This is a genomic window from Rosettibacter sp. KY25 (assembly GCF_057554405.1).
Window position 1 is genome coordinate 102,383 of record NZ_BAAJAO010000006.1, and the last position, 26,135, is coordinate 128,517.

The window sequence follows — 26,135 nt, forward strand, 5'->3', positions numbered from 1 at the left end:
TCTGAAATGGAACGACCAACTCTAAAATTTGTAAAATGCCGAGTGCAAATACGTTGTAGGCTAAAGATGCGGGTATAGTGGTTTTACTGTTTCATATAGGTATACTCTTTGCAAGGTATCTCCAATATAAAATAAGTAGAGCCAAAATAATGATAATTGAAAAAAGCAATTTCACAATAATCTTTGAATTAAGTTTTTTTTCATCTTTGATTATAAGAGCAACAATTATTATTAATAAACCAATTGTTCTATACTGATCTGCTATATTTCCAGTTGCAACTCCGTGTAGTTTTATGAAATCGCGGATATAACCTAGCAAGAAAGCATCTAATAATTGTTTGAAATAACTGCACTCCACAGCAATGCAAGTCCAATTATAATTCCTCTCGAAAATGATTTTTTAATAGAATAAAATATTATTACTGGAAATACAATGACACTCAGAATGAAATATAAAATGTACTGATGTATATATGTGATTTCATTTCGAACAAAATGTAGACTTATAAAATTTGGTATAATCACAATACTCGTTGAATTTTCCAAATACTTTTGAGCCAATGATTTAGTAACTTGATCAATAATTATCAATGACGAAACCAATACAAGTAAGCTTACTATTTGTTTGGTATTTTCTATAAATATTTTAGAGAATTTTATATTTCTCATCTATCACATAACGGCGCTGCCGATAAGTGGCGCCCCAGAACAACTGTGCCGCTTAATAAATAACTGCCAATAATTTTAAAACATTTATTTAATAGAACTACTTTACAAAGCAACAATACACGGAAGAACAAAGACAATAATTACACAAATGACAAATGCGAAAATGCTTTTGGCTTGAGGCACTTGTTATGTAGCGTTTTCATCTTTATTTAATTTCTCTTTAAATACTTTTAACACTTCATCAAGGTATTTATCATCTTCAATATCAATTGCACAAGATGGACCGTTATAAAATTTTTGAACAGGTGCAGATAAACTTACAACTGGGTAACTCTTTATAATATTTTTTACTTCATCTTCTGGCAGCATTACAATGATTCTAACTTTCTTTTTACGAACCTTGATAAAAGCAATGTTTCTATCTGAACGAATCGAGATATAATACCTCTGAGGATTAAAAATAAGATTTGAATTAAGAGATATTACTTTTGATTTTAGTAAAGTATAGATATTCTTAACATTATCAGTAACATTATCTAGGTGGTCTAATTCAGTGTAATTAGATTCTGATTCACTTTCGGTTCTTTTAATTGAGTCAGCATCAGCAAATTGAATATCGCGAAAGTCAGGGTTTAATGAGAAAAGAAATTCTTTACCAGAATAAAACTTTTTTAGAATAATAAGTTTTACCATTTTACCCCAAGTATCTGTGTAAGTATCAATTATTTCGGGCAATTCATCCTTTTCGTCGTCAATTACAAGTAAAATGTTTTGTGAATTTTTTACAATGTCCTTTATTGATTTGTAGATTTCTTTTTCGCCAATATTTTTTTTGAATTCACGTTTTAAATTACTATCTGAATTTATTATTGAAAATAATTTATCAATTAACTCTGACTGGCTTTGTTGGTTTTTAAAGAATGCAAAAAATTTGGTGATTTGTGGAAAAATATGTTTGTAAAAATCGTGAGAGGAAAGTTCAACCTCGACAATATAAAATTCTGGATTATCCGGTTCTGAAAAATCAAACAGAAACCCATCTGGTATTGTTGTACCGATAAACTTTGAATCTATTTTGCGTTTTGCATCAATAAATATTGATTTATCACCAAAAAATAGTTGTGAATTTTGTATTACGTCTCTCTCAATATCTTCTTCTTTTGAATAGGCAAATTCATAATATTTTTTATTTTCATTAAATAAAACCATTATTACCTCGTATAATATTTAAGCTACATAACGGCGTTGCAACTAAAGCGCCGCCCATAACTGCGATGACACTTTGGGCAACAACCTCTTTTGTTTTAAAATCAACTTCTATTTATAAATCAACTTTGAACAACAAAATAACTCTGAAAAGCTAAACCCAATTACCACATCAAAAGACCAAGTCGAAGACGCGGTCGCTTTGAGTTGCTGGTTATATTGCGTTATCATTTTTTTTAATAAAAGATTTCCAAAACAATAGAACATTCTCTCCAGATGATAGGAACCCAAGTCCTAGCCCAAACAAGAATCCAGCAACAAATGACAACATTTCAGAGTTATCTGAAATAACAAATAACAATAATATTGATATTATTATTAGGATTAGGCCAATAATTCTACATATCCTATCTCTACTCATATTTATATTTCAATCAATATATTATTATTGAACATTGCTTCGATATAATAAACCTTTCTCTAATCTATTATATTAATTTCTTGCGATTTATTAATTCTTCTAACGTCATCAACGGTTAATAATATTTTCTCATATAAAAGAGTTATCATTCCACTTAATGATACAGTAAGATTCATGAAATAATCAATAGATCTATCAACATCTCGAATACTGATGGATCAGATTTCGCTAATTCATCTTTTATATATTCTCGTAATTCAACTTCTTTTCCATAACTTATTACCTTAGCCAATATACATCTCCATTTAGCCACATAACGAAGTTGCAACTAAAGCGCCGCCCAAAACAACAATGACGGTTTTGTCAACGCAACTTTAATTTGTAAATCAATTTAAAGACCTAAATCAACTTTACACAACAAACTAATTCTGAAAAGCAAAACCCTAATGCGACTCAATTAGACCACATCGAAAACGCGGTCGCTGTTGAGGCGCTTGTTAGTTTGCATTACTTTTTATTGCCAGATGACTTAGAAGAACCGGAATTACCAGAAGAACTGGAAGAATTACCAGTTGGTTTACTACCGGATACAGGTTTCAAATTTTGAACCCCTTGAAAACTCTTCTTCATATCAGATTTAATAATCTTGTTAATTTGTGAATTATCCTTTGCCATATTTACCTCTTTTATCTTAGTTAGACCAAAGTTAAGTCCAATAATGAAAGTGAGAATTATACCGATGTAAAAACAATATTTTTTAATCCTATCATACAGTTTTAACTTCTTATCGTCATTAACATAACTTTGATTTTTCGCCACTGCTTCAAGTAAATCAGAATTTTTTTCAAAGATATGCAATGCCAAAAGTGCCGAGATACTAAATGCTACTAATGCAGCTAAAAATAATATCAATTCTATTCTGTCAACGCTAGTTTTGGTTATTAGTAAAGTAATTAATAATCCTATTGCGGAAGTTGCAAGTGTTAAAATACTTTTATCATGTTCTAATCTTGTTGTAAGCCAGCCATTATAAATTGCCGAGTAAAAAGAAATCTCTTTACCATTGTCCACTTCACGTTTTCTATATGTTGCATAAATCCTTCTCTTCATAATTTATACTCGATTAATTCTAGCAAACTAACGGCGTTGCAACTAAAGCGCCGCCCATAACTATATTGACGCTTACGGCAACTACCTTTTTTGTTCTAAAATCAACTTCGTTTTATAAATCAACTTTAACAACAAACTTACTCTGAAAAGCAAAACCCTAATGCGACTCAATTAGACCACATCGAAAACGCGGTCGCTTTGAGTTGCTGGTTAGGTTTTACAAAAATGTATTACTAATAAACTGGTTGTAATTTCTAGCTCTTATTCCTATTTCAATAGCCATAATACTATAAGTGTGATCGGCATTAAAAAATCTGGAATTATTATCCAGGTATTTCCGGGTTTATAATTATTTGTTATTATAATTTCTTTAATATGAAGAAAAGCAGCTCCAAATAAAAAAGTTGATAATGGAATTATAGTTGCAAGCCAGAATGCATCTCTGAAAAAGAAACAACTTATTCCGCAGATACCGATTCCCAAAGATACATAGCCAAGCTCTTTTTGAAATCCATTTGAAATCCAACCAATACTTTTTGCAACTTTCTCACTGAGAAGGGAATGCCCTATAAAATTAAATATGCCAAAAAATCCAACTGTAAAAACCAAATGTGATAATAAAACACTATTTATAAACCCATTTTCTGGGCTTACGAAATAAAATGTTATTCCAATTATCCAGCCAATGAAATATGATATGATATAAATCATAATATTATCTCCTATCCAAGTAAAACCTAACTATTATTTAACCCGCCAAAATTCCGTATAGTATGCTTGGCGGTTCTGCATAATATATTGCAAATTTGAGTTCTTTTTTTGAATAATTTCGCACTTTTCAAAAAATATTTTCCACATAGTCAACACCCTATTATAAAATATTATCAAGCGGACAATTTATGCATTACACGTGTATAAATCATTGTAGTCCTGATTGAACTATGACCTAATAATTCTTGTATGGTTCTGATATCTACACCACTTTCAAGCAAGTGCGTGGCAAAACTGTGTCTGAATGTATGTACACTTGACTGCTTATTTATCTCAGCTTTTTGTATTGCACTTCGAACTGCTTTTTGAATAACTGATTCATGTATATGGTATCTATACTTCAACTTTCTTTCTTTATCATAAATAAAACTTTTGGCAGGGAAAACATATTGCCATATAAATTCTTTAGATGCATTCGGATATTTCCTTTCTAATGCATACGGCAAAACAGTAAAACCAAAACCTTTTTGTAAATCTTTCAAGTGCAAATTCTTTACTTTTCTTATATGATCCTTAAGAGGCTCTATTAATTTTTCCGGTAATATTGTTTTTCTGTCTTTCTCACCTTTACTATCTCTAATCATAATTTGTCTTGCCTCAAAATCAATATCCTTAACTCTTAGTTGTAAACCTTCACTTAGTCTCATTCCTGTCCCATATAACATTTTTACAAATAACTGAACCATTCCTTCTAACTCTGCTATTACTTTTTGAGCCTCTTCTCTTGTAAATACTACTGGCAAATGTCTTACTCGTTTTACATAACTTAGTCCATCAACAAAATTTATTTCTTTCTTAATAATGTTTTTGTAAAGATATAAAATCGCATTTAATGCCTGATTCTGTGTAGATGATGAAACTTGTTTCTCATTTGCAAGGAATGATATAAATTTTTTTATTTCTTCAGCACCCATTTCATTGGGATGTCTTTTTTTGTGGAAAAGAATATATCTCTTTATCCAACTGATGTATGCCTCTTCCGTTTTTTTGCTGTAGTGATTTGCCCGCAGCGTAAACCTTACCTCATCGAAGAGCTTCGGTTTGTCAGCCATATTACTCTGGCTTGTGCTCACATGTATTCCCTCATTGCCTTGAGCAATATAGAAAAAATCTTAAAAACTCAAAAACATTTTTTCGATTTATAAACAATAAGCAATTAGCAGTTGTAAGCTATCAAATAAAATAAATCTTTATACCCTTTGCGACTTCTTTGCGAACATTGCGGTTTCAATAACACTTAATCACTTAACAAATTTTAAAATAGGAACTTCCCATCATTCCATTACTCCACTCCGTCACCTGCAACCACAATCCCGCAATCTTGCAATTTTGTAATCTTGTAATTGTGTAATAAAGCACTTTCACAACTTCCTTGCAATAACAATCGGCTTCTTTATTACTTCAGTATTACCATTTTCATTTGCAATTTCTATCAGCAAAATATAAATCCCGATTCTGAGTGGTCTGCCACTATCATCAAGTCCATCAAATATAATTGTATTATGTGAAGCAGCGGGCATGTTGTGTGTAAGAGTTCTAACCAATCTGCCTTGGCTGTCATATACACGAATTCTTACTTGAGATATTTTGAATGATAAATCAAAATTAATTATTGTAAAATCTTCAAATCCATCATTATCCGGGGAGAAAGGATTTGGTGAAATTGTAACTTTCGATTCTGAATTAACAACTGCTGTATAAATTGAATTTTGTTTTAGTGGCGTTGCTCCTTCTTTGCTTACTGATGTACTCCAGTTTGTTTTATCATTCGAATCTAAATATGGATTAATTCTTTCCAGAGATTTGTTTTTTGTATTCAATAAATTTTTATTATGCCAGTTCGGCAAATAATAGACTGAGTCAATTGTATTTCCTTTAATATCTTTCAATATCAATTCACAGCCGTCATTTGAAAGAGACAATGAATTATTGATTATTATTACATCATCAATTTGCAATGAAGTATAATTTTTATAAATTGAAGAATCATTTGCCAATACAAAAAATGAGTTTGGCTTAATTAACAAATATGTATCCGACAATTTAGTTTTACCATTTTTTCCAAACATTAAATTCATTCCGCCAATTTGAATTGTATCGTTCGTAGTATTAAAAAATTCGATAAATTCAGAATTGCCTGTTTCTGGTTCATACATTATTTCATTAATTACAATTGAATTCTTTTTGTAAGTCGATATATTGTTTATAGAATTTTCATAACCCGGCGTAGCTCCATCTTTACTTAATGATATTAACCAATTTGTGCTGTCTGTTGATGATGCTGTAAAAGAAATTCTTTCGAGTGAATAACCTTTTTTGTTCCCCCATTTTGAATTATAAAAAACACTATCAATCATTCTTCCATTAAAATCATAAATAATTATTCCATCAGTAGTGTTATTCAATGTTCCAAATTTAGTTTGAAATATTTTTCCCGCATGATTGTATAGATATTTTGAAGTATCACTTGTTAATACAGCAAATTCATTTGGCTGTAAATATTCATCTTCTTTTGTAATTACTGATTTAATTGGTGAAGGCATCAAATCAGATACATACCAATTCTTCAAATTAATTGGATGATTAGAAACATTTACAATTTCAATCCATTCTGATTCACCTTCAAAAGGGTTGAACATAATTTCATTTATTAAGACAGATTTAGCGGGACTGCTCACTCTAAGTTCTTTTTCCAAATAGTTATTCAATGTATCTTCATCATTATTCATGATTGCTTTACAAAATATCTTAATGTCATCACTAAAAAGCAGTTTTTTATTAGACGGCATTACAATAGAATCACCTGAAGATAAACTTTCTCCATAAACTTCATCATAGAATATCTTTTCATTTCCTTTCTGAAGATAAAACTTAACAGAAAAATTTTGAATCATACTCAATCCATAATTGATTACCTCTGCAAGTAATTTTATTTCATCACCTTGAACTGGAAATTCTGGTTTAGTAAATATTTTTCTTAATACCAAATCATTTGCTTTTTTTGATATGCTGTTTACTCTACATGGTGTGCTTAATTCAATATCTAATGATGAACCCCAATTATTTTTTTCTAAAGATGAAACCAACAGAGATTTTCTTTCAAGTGATTTGCCATTTTCTCCACCCCAGCTTTTATCATAAAAAACAGAATCAATAGTTTTATCATAATAATCTTTAATCACCACACCATCGGCATCATTATTTAAATTAGCAAACTGATTGATGATTAATTCTGAAGGAACAGTTTTATGATAATTTATTATTGATGAATCTTTTGAAATTACAGCAAAAGAATTTTTAGGGATTATTCCGGATTTTATTTTCGTCTTAGTTGGATTTGTTAGTACATCAGAAATTGACCAGCCTTCCAAATCAATATCGTAATTTGTTGTGTTATATATTTCAATCCATTCAGGCTCACCGTTAATTGGATTATACATAATTTCATTTACTAAAATTGAATTTGCAGCATAACCCGGAAAAATTGTGAAAGTTATACTATTGTTTGTTGTATCCTCATCTGCTTCATTAATAATATTTAATGCTACTTCTAATTTTCTTTTTGAAATTAATTTTGGAATAAAATTTTTTATCTCATATTGTTGATGAGTATCCGGGAGCAAATGATTAATCTTTATTTCTTTGATTTTTTCTCTTCCATTACTTTTTATTTCATAAATAATTAAATCAGCTTCTGCTGAAGACTTGCCATAATTTGCGAAGTAAATAGTAAGATTAACATTTTCACCAACATTTGGAACTTCTGGCTGAATTGTATAACTAACTACTACCACATCAATATTTTTTCTTGATACAGAATTGCTTCTGTTTGGTGTTCCACCTTTAGCAAGTTTTGAACTCTGCCAGTTTACTGAATCCTCAGAAGCAGCATTAACATCAATTCTTTCTAATGATTTTCCATTTCTTCCTCCCCATGATGATTTGTAATAAACTGAATCTATCACTCTTCCCAATGAATCACTTATTACTATCATCCCTCCATTGTTATTCAAAACTGGAAAATTGCTTATCACCACATTCTTCAATCCAGAATAAATTGAATATATGTTTGTATCCTTTGATATTACAACATATTCTTTTGGCTTTACTACTTTGCTTGTTTTAATTATTGTGCTTTTGTTTATTTCATTTCCAATCTGATAATTTTTTATGTCAATCTCTTTTTCACTTCGATTATAAAGTTCTATCCACTCTGGCTCTGGTGATATTGGCGCATACATGATTTCATTTATTACAATATCATTTCTCTCTTCATTTATTTTGACGCCGTTAATTTCAAAGTAAGCAATGTTATTCACATCATATTCATCAGATGAATAATTAACTGATAAAATAAATTGGTTTATTCCTAAAGTAACAGTTGATATGGTGAATTCATTTTGCAGTTCTTGATTAACTTCAATAAGTGAAATTTCTTTTTCTTCTATAACTGGTTCATCAATAATGTTATTAAGATTCTCATCTTTATAAAGACGAACTTCAATATTCTCAGCTCTTTGCTTACCTAAATTTTTTATAACTGCTGATATAATTAAACTTTTCCCAGCTTCTGCATATTTTGATTTACTAAAAAATGATTCTATAGCCACATCATAATCTTTCTGTGAAATAGAATTTGTTTTTCCCGGTGTTGCATTAAATTTACTTATTGAACTGCTCCAGTTATATTTTTCATTACTGCTTGAATCAACAGATTTTCTTTCAAGTGATTTTCCATTGTTTCCTCCCCAATTTGGGAAATACATTACACTATCAATAGTTCTATCATATAAATCTTTAATGACCACAGCATCACCAGTATTATTCAAAGTTGGGAAAGAACATTTGATGAGTCGAAAGAGAAATGAATAATAATTTAGTACTGATGAATCCTTAGTTATTACTAAATATTCTTTTGGTTGTAACTTATAATCTCGTGCAATAATTTTTGTGAATGATGATTTATCTCCAATTTTCCAGTTATTTAGATTAATAATTTCATCTGAACAATTGTACAATTCAATCCATTCCGGCTCATCGCCCAAAGGAGCATACATTATTTCATTGACTACAACATCGTTATATTTTCTCGGCTTTTCTAATACATTGTATTTCATATGAATATAATTATTAAAAATTTTTTCATCTTGACTAAAAATAATTTTTGATATCAAACAATTTTCGCCAATTACACTTGCAGCTGTTTTATAATTAATAATTAGTGAATCATTAGAATTAAGAAAAGAATAATCTATTGTTTGAATTAATTCATCTTCTTTTAGAATTGAATCGCATTGCACATCATTAAAAATCTGAATAGAAAAATTTTCTGCAGGCAATTTGCCTTTGTTCTTTATCTTAAATTTTATAATTATAGTATCTCCAATTACTGGTGTGGAGGGAGATAACCCATCATAAGTAATTTCTAAATCATAATCTGCTGCTGAAACAGTATTTTTTCTATCAGGTGTACCTCTAATTTCTAATGAGCTTTTCCAATTACTTGAATCTACAGAAGAAACATTAACATCAATTCTTTCTAATGATTTTCCATTTCTTCCTCCCCATGATGGCCTGTAATAAACTGAATCTATCACTCTTCCCAATGAATCACTTATTACTATCATCCCTCCATTGTTATTCAAAATTGGAAAGTTGCTTATCACCACATTCTTCAATCCAGAATAAATTGAATATATGTTTGTATCCTTTGATATTACAACGTATTCTTTTGGCTTTATTACTTTGCTTGTTTTAATTATTGAGCTTTTGTTTATTTCATTTCCAATCTGATAATTTTTTATGTCAATCTCTTTTTCACTTCGATTGTATAGTTCTATCCACTCTGGCTCTGGTGATATTGGCGCATACATGATTTCATTTATTACAATATCATTTCTCTCTTCATTTATTTTTACTCCATTTACACTAATTACTTTTTCATTATTCTCTTCGAATTCATCCTGTTGATAAAAAATATTTACAACAAATTGATTATTTCCTAAATCAATATCATAAACATCAAATTCAATTTCGTATTCTCTGCCAGGTTCCAATTCAACTATTTTAATATTCTGAAGAAGATTTTCTTTTTTATAAAGATTAACACTAAAGTTTTCTGCTTTTTTTATTCCATTATTCTTAATGATTGCTCTTAACTTTATACTCTTATTAATCTCGGCATAATTTGATTTGCTGTAAAATGACTTAACTTCCAAATCAAAATTTTTTTCTGAAATAGAATTTATTTTACCTGGCGTTCCTTTGTATTTACTTATTGAACTGCTCCAATTTTCTTTCAATATACTGCTTAAGTCTGCACTTTTTCTTTCAAGTGATTTTCCACCATTTCCTCCCCAATCAGAAAAATATCTCAAACTATCTATTGTTCGATTGTAAATATCTTTTATTATAACTGCATCTCCTGAATTATTTAATACCGGTAAAGAACAAACAATTAATTTTGTTATTGAAGTATAGATATTAGTTATTGAGGAATCACGACTTATTACAAGATATTCATACGGATTCAGTTCAAAGTCATTTTTGGTAATCTCCGTAAAAGTTGAATTGTCTCCAACCTTCCAGTTTTTAAGATTAATTACTTTATCTGAACGATTGAACAATTCAATCCATTCTGGTTCATCTCCGGAAGGAGCATACATTATTTCATTTATAACAACATCATATAAATTTTCTTTTACTTCGATTCCATTAACAGATAAGATAAAAAGATTGTTATCAGTAAAATCATCTAATTCATATTTTAGATAAAAGATAAAATTGTTTTTACCGGCTTTAATTGAATCAATCACAACTTCTACTTCAATTTGATTATCAGGATTAATTAACTCAATATTCCGTGTAACAATTAAATTATTTTCATCAATAATTGAATTGCCTTCTTTATCATCATAAACTTTTAGTAATAAATTTGATGCGCTTTCTTTTCCAACATTTTTTATTACAGATTTTACATTCAAAGGCTGATTAGCATAAACTAATTGCTGCTCAACAGATACAGAGATAATTGCGACATCATAATTTTTCTTGGTTAAAGAATTAATTTTTCCTGGAGTTGCTTTTTCCTTGCTTATCGAGGTTCCCCAATTCGAAGATGACAAACTGTTTTCATTTGCAGAAATTCTTTCGAGTGATTTGCCTGAACTTCCACCCCATGAAGGATTATATTTTACAGAATCAATTGTTCTTCCTTCGCTGTCTCTTAAAATCACTTCATCGCCAGTATTATTCAATGTTGGAAATAATTTTATTAACAATTGAGAAGTTATGCTATAAAAATTATTAATTGATGCGTCTTTGCTGATAATTAAATATTGGTTGGAATCAATAAATATGTCATTAGCAGAAATTACAACTGAAGAAGAGTTATCCCCGATTTTCCAATTTTTCAAATTAATTCTTCTATTAGAGCGATTATAAAGTTCAATCCATTCGGGTTCGTCATTAATTGGTGCATACATAATTTCGTTAATGACAACATCATTATACAAAGATAATTTTTCAGTAACTGTTACATTTATAATCACACTGTTGTTTTCTGTAACTTCATCATTAATAAAATTAACATTTGCGACAAATGAATAATTACCTGGCGCTTCAACATAAACTGATTTATGAATTATAATAGAATCACCACTAAGTAATTCGGAAAAATCTTGATAAAAAATATTTTCTTCTGATTGTGCTGCAGAGTCATGATTCACATCATTAAAAATATTTACAGAAAAATTGTTCGCACTTAATCTACCTTTATTAAAAACTGCTAAGGTAATTTTTAAAGAATCTTCTGCTCGAGGAATAAGTGGTTCGATTTTAAGCAGTTTAATTTGTAAATCATAATCTGTTGGAGAGACAGAGTTTTTAAAACCAGGTGTTCCATGAGTCTTAATAGAATTTTGCCAATTTGATGAAGAATTATCTTTATTCAAAATAATCTTTTCATCCGAAATGCCAGCTGAATTATCTGCAGAATAAGTGTAAGTATCAACAATTTGTCCAGCAGGATTAATTAAATATACTGTTCTGCTTGTTGTATTAGCCATTCCAGAAGAACCAAAATTATTTGAACTGATTTTCAATACAATTGCATCTGGAGGGATTAATGTTTTATAAATTCCATTGTTGAAATCATAATTTCCTTGAATAATTACTGCAAATTTTTGAGGTGCTAATTTTGTTCCGCTAATAAATGAAACAATATTATTATTCGAAGAAGTGTAATATTTGAATTTATAACCAGAGAGGTCCACAGTGTCAGTTAAAGATGTGTTATAAATTTCTACAAACTCACCGTTTGATTCGGAAGGATAAAACATAATTTCACTAAATGTAAGAGGAGAAGTTTGTTGAGCAAAAACAGAAATTTCCAAAATCAAAAATAATATTGAAATACACTTTATGTTTGACATAGAGTGAACTTCAAAATGCCCTGCTAATGCCCCAAGATAAATTATTAACGATGTTATTTAAAAATTATTAAAATAAAATCCAAGCAAAAATTTCATCAAGAATTTTAGCTTACCCTCGTTGAAATATTATATCACAATTAAAAATAAGTATTGAAGCCTGACCTTTCAACCTTGAACTTGTAACCTATAACTTTTAATCTATTACCCAGACCTCAACTTGCAATTTTGCAATCTTTTAATTATGAAATAATTTTTTTAAACATTGCTCAAATAGTTGTCTACTGCTTCTGCAACTTTTCTTCCATGACTAATTGCACGAACAACAAGTGATGCACCAATTATTGAATCTCCAGTTGCAAAAAATTTATCAGCAGAAGTTTTATAATTTTTATCGACAATAATATTTCCGCGTTTATCTGTTTTGATATCCATATCCTTAACTAAATTTCCATGTTCAACATGCAAAAAGCCCATAGCAAGAAGAACCAAATCTGCTTTCATTTTAATATTCGAATCAGGAACCTCAATAAAATCAGCTCTTCCATATTTATCTGGTTCATTCCATTTAAGTTCGCTGAAATTAATTGCTTTAACAACTCCATTTTCTCCTTCAAAAGATTTTGCAGAAAGAGACCATAATCTATTGCAGCCTTCTTCGTGAGAAGTTGATGTAAATAAAATTCTTGGCCATGTGGGCCATGCATTGTATGGAGTTCTTGTTTGCGGAGGCATAGGCAAAATTTCAATTTGAGTTATATCCTTTGCACCCTGTCGTATTGCAGTTCCAACACAATCAGAACCTGTATCACCTCCACCAATTACAACAACATGTTTGTCTTTTGCAGTAATAATTTGGTCTTCTGGAATATAATCACCTGCATTAATTTTATTTTGCTGTGTCAAGTATTCCATTGCGAAATGAATTCCTTTAAGTTCTCTTCCTGGAATATTTAAATCTCTTGGAACAGTTGCACCAGCAGCAATTATAATTGCATCGAATGTTCTGTTTAGATATTTAGCAGAAATATCGACACCTACATTTACGCTTGTTTCAAAGATTACACCTTCAGCTTTCATTTGTTCAAGTCTTCTATCGATAACCCACTTTTCAAGTTTGAAATCTGGAATTCCGTATCGTAAGATGCCTCCAATTCTATCACTCTTCTCAAAGACAACAACATCATGACCTTTTCGTGCAAGTTGTTGTGCAGCAGCCAATCCAGCTGGACCAGAACCAATAACAGCAACTCTCTTTCCAGTTTTAAATGGTGCAGGTTCAGGTTTTATCCATCCTTCTTTCCAGCCTCTTTCTACAATTTGCAATTCAATATGCTTGATTGTAACAGGTTTTTGATTAATAGACAAAGTACATGCATGCTCACATGGTGCCGGGCAAACTCTTCCGGTAAATTCAGGAAAATTAATAGTTGAATGAAGTAAATCGAGGGCACGTTTCCAGTGATTTTTGTAAACCATATCATTCCAATCTGGAATTCTATTGTTGCATGGACAACCATAGGAATGACAATAAGGAATACTGCAGTCCATGCATCTTGCTGCCTGTAATACAATTTTATCTTCAGGAAGGAGTAATTCAAATTCCTTAAAATTCTTTATTCTTTCCTGAACAGGAAGTTTAGGTGGATTTTCTCTATCATATTCAATAAAACCAGTTGCTTTAGCCATTGTAAACCTCCTCAGTTGCAGAGACTGTTTCTACATCAGCATGTTCGCTTAATTTCATTCTTTCAAGAGATTTCTTATAATCTATCGGCATTACTTTTACAAACATAGGCAGACTGGATTCCCATTTTTCAAGTATCATTTTTGCACGCGGACTGTTAGTAAAGTAGTAATGTTTTTCTATCATAGAACGTAATAGAATTTTATCATTTTTATTCCATACACTTTCAAGGTCAACCATATCGAGGTTACATCTTGTATCAAATAATTGATTTTCATCAAAAACATAAGCAATACCGCCGCTCATGCCTGCAGCAAAATTTTTTCCTGTTGAACCGATGCAAACGACAATACCTCCTGTCATGTATTCACAGCCATGGTCTCCAACTCCTTCAACAACAGCTTTTGCACCGCTATTTCGAACAGCAAATCTCTCTCCTGCTTTTCCATTTATATAAACTTCGCCTCCAGTTGCACCATAGAGAGCAACATTACCGCATATTATATTTTCATGAGGAACATAATCAGCATCTTCAGGAGGAACAATAATTATTCTGCCGCCTGACATACCTTTGCCCATATAATCATTTACATCTCCTTCAATTCTCATAGTTATACCTGGAGCCAGAAAAGCACCAAAGCTTTGTCCTGCAGAACCTTTGAAGTTCAATTTGATTGTATCATCTGGTAATCCTTTTGCACCATATTTCTTTACAATCTTTCCACTTAAACGAGCACCTACTGTTCTATGAATATTTCTAATTGGCATTTCAATTTCTACTTGCTTTTGTTCTTCAATGGCTGGTTTTACCATTTCAATTAATTGGTCATCAAATACTTCAACCTGATTTGGAACATCAACCATACAGCACTTTCCTGCAGTATCAACCATTGAATTTAGTAATGGAGTTAAATCAAATTTCTTTGCTTTCCATAACTCTTCTGGCGGGTCAAATTCAAGAATTTCTGTATGCCCTACCATTTCATCAACTGTTCGGAATCCAAGTTCTGCCATAATTTCTCGTAAATCCTGAGCAAGGAATTTGAAATATCTTTCAATATATTCAGGTTTTCCGGAAAATCTTGAACGAAGCAATGGATCCTGAGTTGCAACACCAACCGAGCAAGTATTGAGATGACACTTTCTCAGCATTACACATCCAATTGTAATAAGAACCGAAGTAGCAAAACCAAATTCTTCTGCACCGAGCAATGCTGCAATTGCTATGTCTCTTCCTGTTTTTAATTGACCATCAACTTGAACTTTTATTTTATCTCGCAAATTATTGTGTATCAAAGTTTGATGAGTTTCTGCAAGTCCAATTTCCCATGGTATTCCAGTATGTTTAATTGATGTTAATGGTGATGCACCTGTTCCACCTTCATAACCAGAAATTAAAACTAAATCAGCTTTAGCTTTTGCTACGCCGGCTGCAACTGTTCCAACACCCGATTCCGAAACAAGCTTTACTGACACTTTGGCATCGGGATTAATACATTTCAAATCATAAATCAACTGTGCCAAATCTTCGATTGAATAAATATCATGATGCGGAGGAGGTGAAATTAATGTAACACCTGGAATTGTATGACGAACCTTTGCTATTTCAGGAGTAACTTTATGACCTGGCAATTGGCCGCCTTCTCCAGGTTTTGCACCTTGAGCAATTTTTATTTGCAGTTCTTCTGCGCTTAAAAGATATTCGGGAGTAACACCAAAACGACCCGAAGCAACTTGTTTTACTTTAGATCTTGCAGTATCACCATTTTCATCAACTTTATTTCTTTCCATATCTTCGCCGCCTTCGCCTGAGTTGCTTCGTGCACCTAATCTATTCATTGCAATTGCAATTGTTTCATGTGCTTCTTTGCTTATTGAACCAAATGACATAGCAGACACAACAAATCTTTTAATTATACTTTCAACAGGTTCTACTTCTTCGATTGGAATTGGATTTCGTTTTTTGAACTTCAGCATTCTTCTAATTGTCACAGGACTATCTTCACCTTCATTAACAATCTTTGTGTATTCTTTGAATACTTCATAATCATTTGTTCTTGTTGCAAGCTGAAGTTTAGCTATAGAATCATGATTCCAAAAATGTTTTTCTCCTCCAACTCTAATGCTGTATTCTCCACCGGGTTCAAGTAATTTTTCTGGAATACCTTTTTCGGGGTAACCTAAATTATGTCTCATTATTGCTTCTTTCTGAATCTCATACAAGCCAATTCCACCAAGACGAGATATTGTTCCTGTAAAATACTTATCAATTACTTCTTTACTGATTCCAACTGCTTCAAATGTTTGAGCTGCAAAATAACTGTGCAAAGTTGAAATGCCCAAACGACTCATTGTTTTAAGAAGTCCTTTCTTAACAGCAATGATGTATGAATCAATAGCTTCTTCTGGTTTTAATTTTTGTTCCAGTAAATTATTTTCTGCTAAGTAGCGGACAGTGTTCAAAGCAAGATATGGACAAATTGCATCAGCACCATAGCTAATCAAGAGAGCAAAGTTCATAACTTCTCTTACTTCGCCTGAATCTACAATTATACTTGTTTTTGTTCTTAGTCCTTTTCTAATTAAATGATGATGTAATCCTGCAACAGCAAGTAGCGAAGGTATTGGTACTTTATTTTCATCAAGATTTCTATCCGATAAAATTATCAGAGTGGTTCCTTCATTAACTAATTTTTCTGCAGTATTAAAGATTGACTCAAGTGCTAATTCTAAAGCATTATCACCACCATGCTTATCAAACAAGATATCAATTGTATCAACTTTTACATTGGGATGATTTGCCTGTTTAATTTTTACAATATCATCTGTAGTAAGAACTGGATGAGAAAATTTAAATCCTCTAAAGTTTTCTGGTGATTCTTCAAGTAAATTGCCTTCACCTCCTGCAAAACTTTCAAGTGACATAACAAGTTCTTCTCTTAAAGGGTCAATTGGAGGATTTGTAACCTGAGCAAATCTTTGTTTGAAGTAATAAAAAAGTAAATTTGGGCGATTCGATAAAATTGCAAGAGGTGTATCATTACCCATTGAGCCAACTGCTTCCTGATTGCGTGAAGCCATTGGAGTAATTATTAATTTCAATTCCTCATCTGTATACCCAAAAACTCGTTGTTTTTTTATCAGCACATCTTCTCTTTCTTGAGGTGCGGATGAAGGATTGAATAATCCTCTCAATGTAATAATGTTATCCTTAATCCATCTTCTGTAAGGTTTTTGTCTAGAAATTTTAGCTTTAATTTCTTTATCAGGAACAACTCTGTTCTGAGCAAAATCGACAAGAAGCATTTTGCCGGGCGATAATCTGCTTCTTTTAATTATATCTCTTGCCGGGATATCAAGCACACCGCTTTCAGAAGCTAACACAACAAGACCATCTCTTGTAATAGTATATCTTGCTGGTCTTAATCCATTACGGTCTAAAATTCCTCCTAAAAATCTTGAATCACAAAATACAATTGCAGCAGGACCATCCCATGGTTCCATTATTGAAGAATGGAAATCGTAGAAAGCTCTTTTATCTTCGCTCATTTGAATTTTTGGTCCATAAGCTTCGGGCACCATCATCATCATTGCATGCGGTATTGAACGACCTGCGAGCACAAGCAATTCAAGAACATTATCAAAAATTGCAGAGTCACTCCCAGATTCAACTATGATAGGTTTAATTTTTTCTATATCATCGCCAAATAATTCTGATTTCAGCAAAGGTTCTCTTGCTTTCATTCTGTTAATATTTCCGCTCAGAGTATTTATTTCGCCATTGTGTGCCATAAATCTAAACGGCTGAGCAAGATTCCATGTAGGCAGAGTATTTGTGCTGTATCTTTGATGCACAACTCCAAAACTTGAAACAAAATTTTCGTTTGACAAATCAGGATAAAAGACAGGTAGTTGATTTGCAGAAAGCAAACCTTTATAAACAATTCTATTAGAAGACAAACTTGCTATATAAAATTGGCTTGTATCTTCATTCAAAGCATCAATTTCTTTTTCTGCAAGTCTTCTTATAACATAAAGTTTTCTTTCAAAATCTTCTTTAGAAATTTTTCCTCTATGAACAAAGAGCTGATAAATTTCTGGTTTAGTTTTCTTTGCAAGTTCTCCAATAACTGAGTCATAAACAGGAACTTTTCTCCAACCAATCACATCACAACCTTCATCAATAATAATTTTCTCAACAATTTTTTTGCATTTATCTGAAAGCATACTATCTTTTGGCATAAAAACCATACCGGCAGCATAATCACCAATTTGAGGCAATTTAATTTCTGGGACTTCTCTTCTAAAAAATAAATCTGGCAGTTGAACCATTATGCCGGCACCGTCACCTGTTGATTTATCCCCGCCTGTTGCACCACGATGTTCAAGATTAACAAGAACTGTAATAGCATCTGTAACTATATTATGAGTAGGAATACCATCGAGTTTGGCTACAAATCCTACTCCACAACTATCATGTTCAAATCTTGGGTCATATAAACCATTTGCTATTAGGCTTCCATCTGCTTTTCTTAAATTAAAATTGTAATCTTCCATTCTTAACTCCCTTTAATTCTCACATTAAATTATAATTTGGGTGGATATTCAACAAACAGGCTTAAATTTTACGATGATGAATATGAAGATATAAATTTTCGATTAAAGTGATAAACTTCACTTTATTAACAAGTGTGAATAAATTCATTTCTTTTATTCTTGAATCTATATAATTCATTTTAATTTGCTCTGATTAATTATCGCAAGATTTACAAATAGAAGCTTTTGGCTTGTTCGATAAAGAAGATATTCTTTTGGAAATATCTCTTATTGCTAATATTTTTTGTGCAAATGTAAATAACAAAATTGGTAATTGCAATATTTTAAAATTTCAACACAAATTAATTTTTAGTCTGATAAATAAATTGTCCTTAGTTATTAATCTTATTGTCGAATATTACTTTAGAATTTTAACATAGATAAATCACATTACATTAATTTTATTCCTGCTGTTTATCTATATGCTGCTTTGTTTATATCCTGAATTGAATTAATCTTTACTTCTGGATTAAGATATTTATCTAAAAATTTATAAATCTTAACTCTTATTTCTCTTGCAGTTTTTGTATCCATTCTGTCAAAAGAATGGCCCCCAGGCAAATTCTGAAATATTTCATACTCAAATTTTTTGTTTGCTGCTTTCAATGATTTAATTAGATGTTCCACTTCAAGCACATTTACATCTTCATCATTTGTATTGGTATGAATTAACAGCGGAGTTTTAAGTTTATCTGCATTCCATGCAGGCGACCTTCTTTTGTATTCATTTACATTTTCATCTGCAGTTTTTCCGATGTGATATTCTGCAGAAAATAATTTTCTATATTCATCATCTTTGTAACCCATTCTTGCAATTAAATCACTCACAGGAACACCAGCAAAGCAAACTTTATAATTTTCTGGATGATTAAATACACTCATTAATGCAATTAATCCTCCATGACTCCAACCAATAATTCCAACACGATTAGCATCAACAAATTCATAATTATCAAGCATATATTGACGACTTGCATCTACATCTTCAATTTCTAATCCACCATAATCAATTTTTTCGTAAAATGATTTTCCATAACCTGTACTTCCTCTGTATTCAGCAGCAACTACAATATATTTTTGATACATTAACTCTCGAATTATGTGCGTATAATAAGTTGTAAAGTTTGCATGAACTCCTCCATGAGGAAAAACTATTAGCGGATATTTTTTTGAATAATCGATTCCTTTTGGAATAAAAACATAAGACCAAAATTTAACAGGATTTCCTGCTCCCTGTCCTGTTGGATTTTTTTCTTTTGCTAATGGTGGACCTGCAATGTAAACTTTATCAACAAAAGCAATATCACCAACTCTTTGAAACCATAAAACATCATCAATGTTCTTTTCTAAAACATCAAGCCTGTGTTCAAGGTTTTCGTTATACTTTTTTAGTTTATTAATTTCATTCAGAATAGAATCAGAATTCTGTGCTTTCATTGAGTTCATCTGCAGAAGCATTAAAGAATAAATTATAAGCAAGAAAAATTTATTCATTGCTGGCTCCCGGATAAAATTACCCTTAAAATTGAGCGAAGTAATACATATAAATATAAATTAATGGGGCACTAAAAATTAGAGAATCAAAGCGGTCAAAAATTCCACCGTGACCAGGAATAAGAGAAGAAGAATCTTTAACATTTGCATCGCGTTTAATCATGCTTTCTACAAAATCTCCTGCTTGACCAAATATTCCAATGATTATTCCAATTACTATTGCATTTCCCATTGAAATTAAATTTAGAAAAATTTCTTTAGCAATAATCATTGTAAGAACAGAAAAAACAAAACCAGCTGCTGCACCTTCCCAGCTTTTATTTGGACTTATACGCGGATACATTTTGTGTCTGCCAAATGCACTTCCAATAAAATATGCTGCTGAATCACAAATCCATATTGATGCAAGAATTGAAATAATTAAATATCCACCTTGGTCATAATTAAAAAGTGTGTCTCTGTAGAATTCTCTTAATCTTACTAATGAAGAAGAAAAAAATCCTATATAAAATATTCCAATTAATGAAGCTCCAAGATTTGCAATTTCTGATTCCTTATGTCTAAATAATTCTGCTAATAACAAAATCAAAACAACAATTAGAAAAAGAAATTCTATCTCAATGAATTGAAGATAGCTGTTTAGAATTATGGCAAATACTGACAATCCTCCTAAAACTTGATTCGTGTAAAATCTTCTTTTTTTAAGAATATTAGAGAACTCAAAAAAAGAAACTAATCCAATAAAGAAAACAAAAATTAGAAATGGAACTTTGCCAACAATTGACAAAATTATAATGAGAGGAATTGCGAAAAGAGCAACAATAATTCTTGTAGAAAGGTTACTCATTTTCGTCATTTTTTTCTCCATTATTTTGTTTGTTTCTGCTGTTGATATCATTTATTATTTCAAGTGCTTCTTCCTGGTCAGTTTTTTTAACAAGCAATTTTACTATTGATAAATCGCCCACTGCTGGAAAATTTTTATCTTTCTGTGAAAGTATTAAAGTTTCGATATCAGCACTTTCAAGATTTGCTTTCAGCATCTCAGCTTCATAATATTCCGAACATGTATATATAACAATCCAATCAGATGGATGAACAAGATTTCCTTCAAAATCTTCTTTGGGAATTAGCTGAGTTCCACAGTCTGGACAAACTGTAATTCCCTCGACATATTCATATTCGCAATTTGGACAAATCATTTTAATGTTCCTTTAATTTGTTTGAAAACGATAATAATTTTTTCTTATGTAATAAATAAAAGCTGCAAACAATAAACCAAGCAGCACAAAACTGATAATGTTTTGAATAATCTCGCTTCCTGGAGTAACTTTTGAAGAAATTAGTTCTTCGCTGCCGAATGCAAAATATGCAGTAACTGCCAGAAAATTATTTAAGAAGTGAAGTGTCATTGGAACAAAAATCGAATCACTCATATAAGCTGCAAATCCAAAGTATGTGCCTAATGCAATTAATGGGATTAAGCCATAAGGATTGAAATGATAAAGTCCAAAGAAAAATGCAGTTAAGAATGCACTCATCAAAGGTTTGAACTTATGTTCAAAGCTTGACTGCACATATCCTCTGAAAAAAACTTCTTCGCACAATGCAGGAACTACTGCAACAATTAAAATGATAAATAATCCTTCAAAAAAAGAATGAGCTACTATCAAGTTTGTATAAGTTGATTCGAGAAGTTTATCAAGCTGGTCAATTATATTTTTAATTGATTTAACAACCTGACTGCTTTGAGCAATTTTTTCTATCAAATAATTTTGAATGTATAAAAAGTTTTGAAGCAGTGGTGTAAGAATTATAAGTCCAATTATGAATACAATAATTTCTTTTTTATGTGGAAATTTAACTCTCAAAATAGAAGTTACATCGACATAAATAAATTTACTTAAAAGCAGAGAAGGAACAAGAATTAATAAAATTTGTCCACCCATAGTAAGCAATCTTACAGCATTAATATCAGCTTTTTCGAAATCGAGCCCAAAGATTAACAAAGTCAAAATTGCACCACCAAACTGATAAAGTATAAAAACAAGTGCAAGACCAATAAATGCTGCAGAAACAGGAGTGATATTGATTACTGGTTGTTCCGTATTTTGCTGTTGTGGATTTAATTCATCATTCATAATTCATTTTTATTTTTATTGAAAAAATTTCATGCCCACATAAAATTAAGAATAAATTTCCATTTTATTTTATGAATCTAATTTGGGATACAAATTTTCCTTCCGTTTAAGATTAATTAAATATTCTCACATAAACAAGATTTTTGAAAACTTATGAAATTTTTTTGCTAAATTTATTATGCATACCTCAAAAATATAAAGGAGGAACAAATTAATGGAAGAATCTAAAAACCAGCAAGCAACTGAAATGTCTCCGGCCGAACCGGAAGAACTTGAACTTAATCACACTGACAAGCTGGTTGGTGTTTTTGCAGAACCAATTAATACTTTTTCAAAAATGAGTGCATCTGGTCCCAAGACAAGCGACTGGTTAATTCCAATAATTATTTTTATTGTAGTTGCAATTTTATCTAACATATTGATGATGAGCAATCCTGCAATAAAATCTTCCATTATTGAAAAGCAGATGGCTCGAATTGAAAAAAGTCTTGATGATGCAATTGCAAAAGGACAAATGACAGAAGCGCAAAAAGAACAGCAGCTTGAAACTTTTAGAGAAAGAATGGAAAGAGGCGGAATAGCAAATACTATTTTTAGTGCATTCGGAATTATAATTTTTACTTTTATTACATTTTTCATTGTGTCTGGAGTTTTTTACTTGCTTACAAAATTAATTTTGAAAGGAGCGGGAACTTACAAGGATGCAATGTCAGCATATGGACTTCCATATTACATTCTTGTAATTCAGGTTATAGTTATGGTAATATTAGCATTTGCAACAGATAAATCTTTCACATCAACAAGTTTAGCAGCATTTATTGAAACAGAACAGAGTTCATACGCTCACTTTTTGCTTTCAAAGTTAGATATTTTTTCAATCTGGTTTTATGCAATTGTAAGTATTGGATTTGCTAAAATGTTTAAGTCACAATCTCTAGTAAAATATTTTGTATTGATTTATTGCATGTGGATTGGATTTGGATTTTTACTATTCTTAATTGGCAGAGCGGTTCCTTTCTTAAGCTTTTTAAGTGCTTAATGATTTGTGCTGTCAGTAGTAAAAGATTAATCTGCTGGCAGCACAATTTTCATAAAATATTCTGCGGGTCAATGTCAATCAATAATTTTACATCTTTGAATTTTGTTTTCTGATTGAATTCAATATATGAATTCAAAATTGCATTTCTCAGTATTTTTCCTGAAGGGTCGGTTTTTTTATAACTTCTGACAAGAATATGAAATCTGTAGAAACCTTTGAGTTTATAAATTACTGCTTCAGTCGGCGGAGAAATTTTTAATCCCTTTTCATATTTCTTAAGATAATTAAAAAATTCTGTAATGGCAGCTCGTGCTCGCTCTTCTTTTTCATCTTTAATTTCTATTAAGCCAAGTCTTGTAAATGGCGGATAGTCTCCTTTTTGTCTTAAAACAATTTCTTTTTCATAAAAGCCTTTGTAATCATTTTGTAAAACTTTTTGAAGAACAAAATTTCTTGAATTCTGTGTTTGAATAATTACTTCACCTTGCTTTTCACTTCTGCCTGCTCTGCCTGCTACTTGAGTTAATAATTGAAAAGTTCTTTCATCTGCTCTAAAATCAGGAATCCATAATGTTGTTTCTGCTGAAATAACTCCAACCAAAGTTACATTTGCAAAATCCAATCCTTTTGAAACCATTTGAGTTCCAACAAGAATATTAATTTCTCCTTTTCTAAATCTGTTTAAAATTTCACCAAGTTTTCCTTTTCTTTCAATTGCATCAGAATCAACTCTTTCGATTTTTAAATCAGGAAAATAAAATTCAAGCTCATCTTCAACGCGTTGTGTTCCTGTTCCAAAAAATTTCAGCGAGAGAGAACCGCAAACTGGACATGCTTTTGGAACGGGCAATGTAATACTGCAATAATGACATTTCAAAATATTTTTATTTATATGATGAACCATTGAAACAGAACAATCAGGACAAAGAATAACTTCGCCGCAGTCGTTACAATAAACCTGTGTAGCAAAACCTCTTCTGTTTTGTAAAATGATAACACTTTCTTTCTTCGCAATTCTATTACCTATTTCATCAAGTAAAATTTTTGAAAATATGCTTTCCATTTTTTTCTTTTTTTGTTCAATTACAACATCAATTAATTTAATGACAGGCATTTTTGCATTATCAATTCTTTCAGGAAGTTCAAGCAAAACATATTTTCCATTTAATGCATTGTACATGCTTTCAATTGATGGCGTTGCAGAACCAAGTATGATTGGACAGTTGTTGAATTTTGCTCTAATAATTGCAGAATCCCTCGCATGATATTTGGGAACAATTTCCTGCTGCTTATAACTCTGATCATGTTCTTCATCAACTACAATTAGTCCAATGTTTTTCAAAGGAGCAAACAGAGCAGAACGAGGACCAATTACAATTTTATATTTGTTCGAAATTATTCCGCGCCATGTATCATATCGTTCACCTAACGACATTCTGCTGTGAAATACTGCAACTGCATCTCCAAAATAATTTATGAACCGAGAAGTAATTTGAGGAGTAAGTGAAATTTCAGGGACAAGGATAATAACATTCTTCCCGCTTTTAATTACTCTTTTTGTCAGTTCAATATAAACTTGAGTTTTGCCGCTTCCAGTTACACCATGAAGAAGAAAAGTTTCGAATTTATTTTTTTCGAGTGCATCATTAATTCTATCAACTACATTTTTTTGTGCTTCTGTCAACTGAACTTCTTTTAATTCTTCGTTGTAAGTTTCTTTATAAGTTCTTTCAACTTCCTTTTCATAAATTTCTACCAATCCTTTTTTAATCAAGCTGTTAATTGTAGATGAACTTGTTTTTGTTTTTTTTAATAATTCACTTAAATAAACTTCATCTTTGGAAGACAAAAGCTCAAGAAGTATTACAACCTGTTTGGGAGAAGACTTTTCGATTTCTGGTAAATACTGATAAGTTTCGTCTATGCTTTTTTTCAACTTAACACATTTTACTTTTTTTGCTCTTACTTTTGCACTTTCAATTTCAGTTAGAACTGTAACTGCTCCTAATTTTTCAAGATTTCTTAGAACTGAATAAAGATTTTTATTCTTTACTTCTTTTTGAAGTTGTGAAATTTTTATCACTTCTTTTTGTGACAATACGCCAAGTAATTTTGCTTTGAGTGTATTTTGCTTTTTTTCTTTTGAAAGAAGTTCTGTACAAAATTCTTTATCAGCTACAACTTTTCTTCTGGATTCTATTTCAGTTCCATATGGAACAGAATTTTTAAGAGCTTCGCCAAGTGAACTTAAGTAGTATTCAGCAATCCATTCATAAAATTTTAGTGATTCTTTATCGAAAATTGGATGTGCATCCAATACATCTTTAATTGGCTTTATCTTTTCTTTTACTTCAGTTGTTTCATTTATATCAATCACAAAACCTGTTAAAATTCTTTTGCCAAAAGGAGCAACAACACGCACACCAATTTGAACCAAATCCAATAATTCGTCTGGTATTGAATAAGTAAAAGCATTTCTAAATGGAAGTGGAAAAACTACTTGTGCATACATAATTAAATTGATAAAATAATTTGAATACAATTTAACTATTCTAAACATCCATAACAAAAT

At 31.0% G+C, this 26,135-nt stretch carries 14 protein-coding genes; 1 reads left to right on the top strand and 13 read right to left on the bottom strand.

The annotated features are described in order from the left end of the window. Positions 1 to 327 precede the first annotated feature (327 nt). The 12 genes from AC27L2_RS05580 to AC27L2_RS05635 all read right to left on the bottom strand — a co-directional run bounded on the left by AC27L2_RS05580 (position 328) and on the right by AC27L2_RS05635 (position 22,524). Entirely contained in the window at positions 328 to 669 is a 342-nt protein-coding gene (locus tag AC27L2_RS05580) for a signal peptidase II (RefSeq protein ID WP_487210712.1), read from the bottom strand. 186 nt (positions 670 to 855) lie between these two features. After that, on the bottom strand, positions 856 to 1,878 hold the full coding sequence (locus AC27L2_RS05585; protein ID WP_487210714.1) for a hypothetical protein: 1,023 nt from the start codon (positions 1,876 to 1,878) through the stop codon (positions 856 to 858). Between the two features lie 925 nt (positions 1,879 to 2,803). Next, positions 2,804 to 3,406 (bottom strand): hypothetical protein, encoded by a 603-nt coding sequence (locus tag AC27L2_RS05590; protein WP_487210716.1) that lies wholly within the window; start codon positions 3,404 to 3,406, stop codon positions 2,804 to 2,806. 267 nt (positions 3,407 to 3,673) lie between these two features. Then, positions 3,674 to 4,117, bottom strand: a complete 444-nt coding sequence (locus AC27L2_RS05595; protein WP_487210717.1) for a DUF6790 family protein — start codon at positions 4,115 to 4,117, stop codon at positions 3,674 to 3,676. A gap of 173 nt (positions 4,118 to 4,290) precedes the next feature. After that, entirely contained in the window at positions 4,291 to 5,229 is a 939-nt protein-coding gene (locus AC27L2_RS05600; protein WP_487210718.1) for an integron integrase, read from the bottom strand. A 309-nt stretch (positions 5,230 to 5,538) separates the two neighbouring features. Next, positions 5,539 to 12,609: a lamin tail domain-containing protein gene (locus AC27L2_RS05605; protein WP_487210719.1), complete on the bottom strand. Its 7,071-nt coding sequence runs from the start codon at positions 12,607 to 12,609 to the stop codon at positions 5,539 to 5,541. Positions 12,610 to 12,864: 255 nt separating this feature from the next. Further along, on the bottom strand, positions 12,865 to 14,295 hold the full coding sequence (locus AC27L2_RS05610) for a glutamate synthase subunit beta (protein ID WP_487210720.1): 1,431 nt from the start codon (positions 14,293 to 14,295) through the stop codon (positions 12,865 to 12,867). Next, complete coding sequence (gene gltB / locus AC27L2_RS05615; protein ID WP_487210721.1) at positions 14,288 to 18,850, bottom strand: glutamate synthase large subunit; 4,563 nt, start codon at positions 18,848 to 18,850, stop codon at positions 14,288 to 14,290. Before gltB ends, AC27L2_RS05610 begins: the two co-directional genes overlap by 8 nt. 453 nt (positions 18,851 to 19,303) lie before the next feature. Further along, complete coding sequence (locus AC27L2_RS05620; RefSeq protein WP_487210722.1) at positions 19,304 to 20,383, bottom strand: alpha/beta hydrolase family protein; 1,080 nt, start codon at positions 20,381 to 20,383, stop codon at positions 19,304 to 19,306. Between the two features lie 25 nt (positions 20,384 to 20,408). Beyond that, a complete protein-coding gene (locus AC27L2_RS05625) occupies positions 20,409 to 21,239 on the bottom strand; it encodes a phosphatidate cytidylyltransferase (protein WP_487210723.1) in 831 nt (276 codons plus the stop codon). Next, positions 21,223 to 21,585: a putative signal transducing protein gene (locus tag AC27L2_RS05630; protein WP_487210724.1), complete on the bottom strand. Its 363-nt coding sequence runs from the start codon at positions 21,583 to 21,585 to the stop codon at positions 21,223 to 21,225. Before AC27L2_RS05630 ends, AC27L2_RS05625 begins: the two co-directional genes overlap by 17 nt. Positions 21,586 to 21,597: 12 nt before the next feature. Then, positions 21,598 to 22,524 (bottom strand): CPBP family glutamic-type intramembrane protease, encoded by a 927-nt coding sequence (locus AC27L2_RS05635; RefSeq protein WP_487210725.1) that lies wholly within the window; start codon positions 22,522 to 22,524, stop codon positions 21,598 to 21,600. Between the two features lie 214 nt (positions 22,525 to 22,738). Here AC27L2_RS05635 and AC27L2_RS05640 point away from each other — a divergent pair, with 214 nt between their 5' ends. Continuing rightward, a complete protein-coding gene (locus AC27L2_RS05640; RefSeq protein WP_487210726.1) occupies positions 22,739 to 23,563 on the top strand; it encodes a YIP1 family protein in 825 nt (274 codons plus the stop codon). 49 nt (positions 23,564 to 23,612) lie between these two features. Here AC27L2_RS05640 and priA read toward each other — a convergent pair whose 3' ends face one another. Then, complete coding sequence (priA, locus tag AC27L2_RS05645; RefSeq protein WP_487210727.1) at positions 23,613 to 26,075, bottom strand: primosomal protein N'; 2,463 nt, start codon at positions 26,073 to 26,075, stop codon at positions 23,613 to 23,615. Between the last annotated feature and the right edge of the window lie 60 nt (positions 26,076 to 26,135).

Coding starts and splice junctions, on each gene's coding strand:
- AC27L2_RS05610 (WP_487210720.1), bottom strand. CDS start 14,295: ATGGCTAAAGCAACTGGTTTTATTGAATATGATAGAGAAAATCCACCT.
- AC27L2_RS05620 (WP_487210722.1), bottom strand. CDS start 20,383: ATGAATAAATTTTTCTTGCTTATAATTTATTCTTTAATGCTTCTGCAG.
- AC27L2_RS05605 (WP_487210719.1), bottom strand. CDS start 12,609: ATGTCAAACATAAAGTGTATTTCAATATTATTTTTGATTTTGGAAATT.
- AC27L2_RS05590 (WP_487210716.1), bottom strand. CDS start 3,406: ATGAAGAGAAGGATTTATGCAACATATAGAAAACGTGAAGTGGACAAT.
- AC27L2_RS05630 (WP_487210724.1), bottom strand. CDS start 21,585: ATGATTTGTCCAAATTGCGAATATGAATATGTCGAGGGAATTACAGTT.
- AC27L2_RS05640 (WP_487210726.1), top strand. CDS start 22,739: ATGGAAGAATCTAAAAACCAGCAAGCAACTGAAATGTCTCCGGCCGAA.
- AC27L2_RS05585 (WP_487210714.1), bottom strand. CDS start 1,878: ATGGTTTTATTTAATGAAAATAAAAAATATTATGAATTTGCCTATTCA.
- AC27L2_RS05580 (WP_487210712.1), bottom strand. CDS start 669: ATGAGAAATATAAAATTCTCTAAAATATTTATAGAAAATACCAAACAA.
- priA (WP_487210727.1), bottom strand. CDS start 26,075: ATGTATGCACAAGTAGTTTTTCCACTTCCATTTAGAAATGCTTTTACT.
- AC27L2_RS05625 (WP_487210723.1), bottom strand. CDS start 21,239: ATGACGAAAATGAGTAACCTTTCTACAAGAATTATTGTTGCTCTTTTC.
- AC27L2_RS05600 (WP_487210718.1), bottom strand. CDS start 5,229: ATGGCTGACAAACCGAAGCTCTTCGATGAGGTAAGGTTTACGCTGCGG.
- gltB (WP_487210721.1), bottom strand. CDS start 18,850: ATGGAAGATTACAATTTTAATTTAAGAAAAGCAGATGGAAGCCTAATA.
- AC27L2_RS05595 (WP_487210717.1), bottom strand. CDS start 4,117: ATGATTTATATCATATCATATTTCATTGGCTGGATAATTGGAATAACA.
- AC27L2_RS05635 (WP_487210725.1), bottom strand. CDS start 22,524: ATGAATGATGAATTAAATCCACAACAGCAAAATACGGAACAACCAGTA.